This is a genomic window from Sulfurovum sp., assembly GCF_041562805.1.
Taxonomy (GTDB): domain Bacteria; phylum Campylobacterota; class Campylobacteria; order Campylobacterales; family Sulfurovaceae; genus Sulfurovum.
In genome coordinates, this window is the sequence record NZ_JBFFOH010000148.1 from 1 (window position 1) to 6,158 (window position 6,158).

General features: G+C 37.4%; 3 protein-coding genes and 1 pseudogene. 3 read left to right on the top strand and 1 reads right to left on the bottom strand.

Annotation, left to right across the window (positions count from 1 at the left end; all coding sequences use genetic code 11):
- The first annotated feature begins 1,030 nt into the window (after nucleotides 1–1,030).
- A complete protein-coding gene (locus ABYK33_RS12930) occupies nucleotides 1,031–2,881 on the top strand; it encodes a hypothetical protein (RefSeq protein ID WP_373033682.1) in 1,851 nt (616 codons plus the stop codon).
- A 161-nt stretch (nucleotides 2,882–3,042) separates the two neighbouring features.
- Nucleotides 3,043–3,642 (top strand): hypothetical protein, encoded by a 600-nt coding sequence (locus ABYK33_RS12935; protein WP_373033684.1) that lies wholly within the window; start codon nucleotides 3,043–3,045, stop codon nucleotides 3,640–3,642.
- Between the two features lie 34 nt (nucleotides 3,643–3,676).
- Here the strand turns inward: ABYK33_RS12935 and ABYK33_RS12940 are convergent.
- Nucleotides 3,677–4,628, bottom strand: a pseudogene (locus ABYK33_RS12940) (IS30 family transposase).
- 505 nt (nucleotides 4,629–5,133) lie between these two features.
- Here ABYK33_RS12940 and ABYK33_RS12945 point away from each other — a divergent pair.
- A complete protein-coding gene (locus ABYK33_RS12945; protein ID WP_373033685.1) occupies nucleotides 5,134–5,736 on the top strand; it encodes a carboxypeptidase-like regulatory domain-containing protein in 603 nt (200 codons plus the stop codon).
- The last annotated feature ends 422 nt before the right edge of the window (nucleotides 5,737–6,158 follow it).

Here is a 6,158-nt window from a genome sequence, read left to right on the forward strand (position 1 = left end):
ATTCCGTTATTCATAATCCATTGTCAATCATAATTTTTTAAGCAAATCTACAAGTTGTAATGTTTCATGATTATCATCACCTCAGATCCAATTAAATTTTACAACTTTACCATAAGTAAACCTTAGGGTAATACTAACCCAACAAATCAATCAACCCGACTTGCGAGCACGCGCGTTCTCATGAGTTGCCTTCAATAATTATAACCGTTTGAAATTGGTAGCCAGCTGGTTGGCAAGCCGGTTATCTCGGACGTTGTATTTCTAATTTTTTCTTTTAAAAGTCTTTGCTCTGTTTTCTGTTTTTTTGCTTCTTCATTTCATGGGTAAACCCCAGTAAATGAAAAGCTGTTTGCTGGTTTCAAAGAGTTCACGGTACATTCTCCGCTATTTTACTTTTGTAACCAAAGCTAAATTACGTTTCTCATTTCCAACCTCTCAGTTCTCAGGCTAAGAAATATTCAGCTTAATTCAACAATCGTAAATAGCTAAGCTGTGCTACTCATTCACGGTACAAAGTTCATCACCCTGCTCTATTCAACTCTGTGTCGCTCTTTCAGTATTAGACCCAACACCGCAGGTTCTTTAAACAAGCCGTAATTCACATTCTTCAACAAATCCATATAATAACAATTCGTTGCGTATTTCATCGCACTTGTTTAAGTTCACTGCATTGTTGGGGTTGTTACCCGCTTACGAAACAACTTTTGGGGTTTTATGAGCAGTCGTAGATTGTTAGTCCCAGGTATTTAGAAACATGCAAATGGCTTAATGTTACACATTGCCATTTGCTTAATATTTAGAAAAGCCAACAGGTGCTTAAAAGACATACGGTGCTTGAGCCAAAATTGCTCAAAAGTTCACCTTTAATACAACAATACAATCAAGCTGACCCGCGAGCACGCGCTACTTATCGGGCTATCATTCACATCTTTCCTGCTGGAAAGATGTGGCCCCGCTGACAGGCGGTCAGCTTATCTCAACGTTGTACCCCATAACATAACCAATAAAATCATTTTCAGGAGAAATATCAGTGAACCTAATTAAAGTGTTAACTAAGGTAAATCAAATCGAAAAGATATCCTTCTTGAAAATTCTAGACAAATATACTGAAGGAGGGAGAGAGAGAAATCCAAAAATTGAAAAGATACTAGCAGATAGTGATAATGTTCTAAAAAAAGCTGAAGATACAAACATTGTACAGCTATTCAACCTGTTGAGGGAAGAATATACAGATCACCTAAGGCAAGGAATAAAATTCAGCAATTATCAACTAGAATTAATTGTTGAGATATTTGTCAGAGACGGAAATCAAATGATGTCTCGGGACTGGTTTGACAAGTTATATAAAAAATCATTAAAAAACCTAACAAACCAAATTAAATCTATAAATACTCAAATTGAAGAAGACAAAACAGACATATCTCCAGAGAGAAAACGAGATTATATAATTTTCAAAAATTGCGTTCATACGGCCTATACCAATGACATTGAGATAAACAGAGATCAACATCTATCGTGGGAAGAAAAAACAATATTGCATACTCTTTCAAAGAGTCTCGATCTATCAAGCGAAGAAGAAAAAGCAATTACGTACTCAGTTGTCCCACCTAAAAAATATAATATTGAAGATGTGATTAATGAATTAAAAGAAACAGGCATTGTCTTCTTCAACAGAAAAACAAATACATTATTTGTTCCAGATGAGATCATTTACCTCCTTAGAAAAATTCTTGAAATTGAATTACCCTTCAAATACCTCCGCAGAGTACTAAAGCATCTTACAAATCCAGAAATTAATTTAATTGCCAAAAAACACAGTATTGATAGAAAATTATCAAGAGGTGAGAAAATTAATGCAATTTTAGGGCAAGGAATTAATGCAACATCATTACTGTGTAACGGCATATTCCAAGACAATGTATCCAAAGGAGACAGAGCCAAGAGAATACAAACATTAATAACTAATGATTTGGATATATCTCTCCCAAAAATGGGTAGATCACTAGATGAAAGGGTCTATAACCTATTAGACCACTTAAGAAATTTAGAAAAAGAAGATTCTACATCTTTATCCAAAGATGGTTTAGGAGAATTAATTTCACTACTAATCAAGTTCAAACCAGACTTAAACAAAACAGTCAAAAACGAATTTGAATTACAGGAAGATGAAGTTTTACAGGCCGACCTCCTTACCGACTATGGCATAGGGCCGAGAGACTTGCTGTACTTATTGCCAAAAGACGAATTGATAGAATTCTGTAAGCAAAACAAAATTAACTCTCGCGGTAATCATGTTCTAAACATCATCGACAGTTTCAGAAATATTCAAGATTTATACTTGGATAATTATGTTGAAATTGGTTGCCGAGATATTAATTCTCTGAAAGACAAAGGGTTGGATATTAAGGAGAGTGAACTTGGCTCATTATATGAAAAACTCACAAAAGACCTATTTACCAAGCTAGGCTTTAATATCGACGAGAAATTAAGAGCAACAGTAAACACATCAAAGTCAAAAATGGATATCCTTATCAACCTTGGCAATAAAGATGTCATAATTGCAGAATGTAAAACAGTTAAAGACAAAGATTATAATAAATTCACAGCAGTCTCCAGGCAACTAAAGTCCTATGAAGCCCTGTGCAAAAAGAATGGTTATCACGTAAATCAAGTCATTGTCGTTTCTAATGACTTTAGCGAAGATTTTATAGGTGAATGTGAATATGAGTATGATATTGGTATTTCACTTTTAACCTCCAATGATCTTCTAAAAATATACCAAGGGCTCAAAGATTCACATTTAGGAGAGTTACCTGTAAGGCTTATAACCAAAGGTGGAGCATTAAATGGTGACAGAATAGTCAAAGCCCTAAGCAGGTAATGGTGGTAGATTTTGGTACAACAAATCAATCAACCCGACTTGCGAGCACGCGCGTTCTCTTAAGTTGGCTTAAACAATTTTAACCGTTTGAACTTGGTCGCCAACTGGTTGGCAAGCCGGTTATCTCGGACGTTATGCAAAAAAAATAAGGACACCTTGTCATGCCTTCAACAGAAATAACTAGATTTTCAACAAGCTTCGCCCTGTCAATAAATAAATTGTATAAATCTGGCGGATTTGCCCTTGCCTTTGGATTTGCCGGTATCGTAATGATAATGGGCGCAAAATTAGTTGGTGACACATATGCATCTTGGATAATCGGAATTGGCGCAAGCATCACATTCCTCTGCTTAATATTTTTTCTTTACACAGCGACATCTTCACACAACAAAGCCAAACGGGCCATTTCTGACAACCAAGAAGCAATAGATGCTGTTCAAGACATTTCTATAGAGCTAACAATGTTGGCTCAAACAGCACAAGCATATGCATTTAAAAATTTAGAAAGCATTAATGGTGCGCTTCAAGTAACAATTCCAAAAATAAAAGCTATACCACTAATTGGTGAAAAAATTACTGAATTAGGACTAGATAAAATCGAATCACTATCTGGAAACATCGTTGAGAACACTACTAGAATGGAAAAAGTAGTGAAAGAAATCAGAGAAGCTTTAATAACTGCTGACCATCTAAAACTGAATGAATATTCACAGGAACTATCTAATATTATTATCAATCTCAAAAAATATTTAAAACAATAAATTGCCTAGCTTCAACTTTGAAGTGCGACAAAATTTAGAATCCATATAGTACCTCTTCTGGTGTTTTGTAGCCGTGTCTTTTTCGGTGGCGGCGGTTTATTTTATCAGCAATTGTTCGGCATTGTCGTGGGGTTAGTTTGGCCATGCTGGTTCCTTTTGGCAGATATTGGCGAATCAATCCATTTGTATTCTCATTAGTACCTCGTTCCCAAGAATGATAGGGTGTGGCAAAGTAGAATGTTACACCGGTCTTCTTCTCTATCTCCCTGTAACCATGAAATTCTGTACCGTTATCTGCTGTTATTGTTTCATAGTAAGGGAGCAGTTGGCGGATCAGAGTCAAGCTTCTTTGATTGAGTTCTTTTTGGGTATGGTTCTTAAGTTTACCTATTTGCAAATAGCCACTCTTACGTTCAACCAAGGTTACTATGCAATCTTTACTTCCTTTACCCATCACTGAATCAATCTCCCAGGGCCCAAAATCTTCTCGATTTTCTATGTACTCAGGTCGCTCTGAAATGTGTTTCTTGGTTGCAAGTCGTCCTCTGCTATCGTAAGCTCCGTAACGTTTTCGCCGTTTTTTAGGGGAGCCACGCAAATAGGTATACAGACAACCTCCTTTCTTTTTATCAGTCCAAATATAACGGTATATCGTCTCGTGGCTTATTGAAAACACACCCTCTTTCTTCAAGTACCCACTGATTTGCTCAGGGCTCCATTTTAGCTTGAGTAAACCACTCACAAGCTTGAAATCAGAATTAGAGAGGTGTCTATCTCCTTCTGGAGACAGATCGTCTAGTTCTTGTCCTACTGCTGGCTTTGGAAGGTCTATAATGACCAACATTACAGTGATTTCTCTTTATTTCTCTGTAGATAGAACTCCTGTGCCGACCTAAATAATCAGAAATCCTAGCAGCACTATACCCTTGCTTTCTTAGCGTAGAGATCGTATATCTTTCATCTGAGGTGATTTGTGAATATGCCATTGTTACTTTCCTTCACTTGGTCGTTTAGAAAAATAACAACTATTCCAGATCACCTCTTTTAACACAAAATGTGTCGCACTTACTTTGTGAATTCGGCTTGTATAACAAATCAATCAACCCGACTTGCGAGCACGCGCGTTCTCTTGAGTTGGATTTAACAATTTTAGCCATTTGAACTTGGTAGCCAACTGGTTGGCAAGCCGGTTATCTCGGTCGTTATACGTAAAAAATAATGAGAAATAACATCTACACGCTAAAACAACTTGAATTAGCCTTCACATTTATAATGATCCTAATCATGACTCAATCCTCATTGTGTGTGGCAACGGAACAAGAATGGCCAATTATTGAAAATTTTGCGTAAAATACCGGGTTACCAGACTCCACGATATAAATGGCACCCAGGTGACCGCCACTTACTACTTGTACTTTGTCAGGGATGGTCTCTGAATCTGGAAAGTAGAGCAGTTGTAAATTGCTAAGAGCGGCAAAGGTGACCCAAAACATGAAAGCACATATTATATCTTGGCAGAAGTACCTAGGTGTCATTTTCTTCATGCTCATATCCGGATGTACTATATCCCACGATTATGGCCCCTTCAAAGGGAGAGTTCTTGATTTAGAGACAGGTGGCCCTATAGAGGGAGCCGTTGTTTTTTTACGTTTCTATACGCAGTTTCAACTGAGCCCGGGAGGACCGGTGGCAAAATATGCTGATGCAATTGAAGTTGTCACCGACCACAACGGAGAATTCAGCATACCCACCCACAAGGTGGAGGCGTTTAGACTTCTTCATGGCTGGGAACCTGAATGCACTGTCAAAATCTTTAAACCGGGCTATGGGGTCTTTCCGCATCATAAAAATGCAAAACCAAAATTTAAACCCACCTATTCAATTCCTGAAGATCAATACAACGTAGTGTGGCTTCCCAAATTGAAGACAAAGGAAGAACGAAAGGAAAATTTATATGATGTGGGTGGTTATTCAAGGGGAGATGTGCCAATGGAAAAACAACGTATCTATTTTGATATGTATAATGCCGAACGTGAATTCCTTGGTTTGTCTCCATTACCAATAATAACAAAAAAATTAAAAATAAAAAGATGACACAATGGGTCAGAAAATTCATGTGATAATTATCACTTTCTTGTTTGTTCTTGTGCAATCGACATCTTTTGCATATGACAACGAGAAAGCCCACCCCCTAGCTTCGACTTTGAAGCGCGACACTTTAACAAAAAAACAGGACCAAACAAACTAAGTGCCTGAAATTGTATAACAAATCAATCAACCCGACTTGCGAGCACGCGCGTTCTCTTGAGTTGGCTTCAACAATTTTAGCCGTTTGAACTTGGTAGCCAGCTGGTTGGCAAGCCGGTTATCTCGGACGTTATATGTGAGACAAAATGAAACAGCATTTCACTAATATATCAAATATATCTGTTTCAAGATCTGGGGCTATGAACCACCTTTGCCCTGAGCCAAACTGGGGAATATCATTCAATTTCACGCATGATGCAACTCATGTA